At 50.0% G+C, this 1269-nt stretch carries 1 protein-coding gene and 1 pseudogene; both read right to left on the bottom strand.

Going from position 1 to position 1269, the window contains the following annotated elements:
* A pseudogene (locus tag R7P72_RS24840) lies at positions 1-358 on the bottom strand (cystathionine beta-synthase); the annotation flags it as partial.
* Between the two features lie 53 nt (positions 359-411).
* Positions 412-1269: multiheme c-type cytochrome (locus R7P72_RS24845; protein ID WP_318110938.1), on the bottom strand; the 858-nt coding region annotated here is incomplete at its 5' end.

The raw sequence follows: 1269 nt of genomic DNA on the forward strand, positions 1-1269 counted from the left end.
GTTCACGAACTTGTCCTTTTCGTGGATTGCGCTCGTGATTGTTAGCTGGGCCATGGCATGCTTCACACTGTTTATCATTCATTGGCCCATGCAGGTTTGCGGACTTGCCATGAATGTTGTCGAAAATACCCGTAGCGGGTTTGTCTGATGTATCGTCATGGCAACGAAGGCAGCCATCTGGTCCGCGGCGTGAATATTTTCCCTCGGAAAACTTGGTGTCTAATATGGTTTCAATTTCTTCTTGAGTTAACGTCGCCGCTTCGGGTTCTGGCTTGGCGACATCTTCCGAACTGACGGTGAAGATGACGCCTAACCCAAGTATCCCAGCTACCAACCACCGCAGAAACATTGCTTTCATAGCTCTTCCTTTTCTTATCCTTAATTGTCAAAGCATTGTGTTCAATGACGAATTCAACGGTAGTCGTATACCTTGTGAACCTTATCTACCCCTTGTGACTGACCAATGGCATGGCAAGTCGCACATTGTTCGGAGCCCATGGCTTGTGCTGCTGTGTCTGCTCCAAATACCGCGCCGTGATTCAGCATATGGTTCAGAGGCGCATCTCCTGCCACGGTATCCGGGTCAGCATTAGCTAAAGATGACTCTAGGTGACACGCGCCACAGGCGACTAATGCAGGACTAAAGTACTTGCCACTTGCAAGAGAAGGGCGCGTATTTTGTTGGCTAGGTAAGTTGTATTGAGCATTGGTATGGCAGGCCTCACAGTTGTTGACTGCGCCAGGGAAAGGCGCTTCACCGCTATGAGCGGAGCCAAAGGCGTGGAATGAGTGCACGTGGTACTTCAGATCAGCCGCCATTCCAGGATAAAACGCAGAACGTTCGGAGTTATGGCAGTTTTTACATTGTTGGAAGTCGGTGGCGGCATGTGGATGCTCACCGAGCTTATGGATAGTCAGCTCTTTGTGACAATCGTTACACGATGAAATGTCCGCGCCCACTGGCAGTTTGTGTTGCTTGTTGATACCAGACACATCAAACGAGCCAGATGCGTTATTGGCGGCAATGACGAAAGGCGATTTGATAAGATCGATGCCTTCAAACGTGACGCATTCGGCGAGCTCGCCATCTCTACGGTTGGCACAAAGTGGCATGTCGGCGATGTTAACCGTCAACGTAGAGTTGGAGATTGGCTTAATCGCAGCGTCAGTGAAGTCTTTATGACACAAGAATAGGCCTTCTCCTTGAGCCTCACAGCCGTCACCAAGAGCGCCATCATCGGCGACGTTGAGACTGTTGTTTGCGACTAT

Source organism: Vibrio sp. Vb0888, from assembly GCF_033338835.1.
GTDB classification, from domain to species: domain Bacteria; phylum Pseudomonadota; class Gammaproteobacteria; order Enterobacterales; family Vibrionaceae; genus Vibrio; species Vibrio alginolyticus.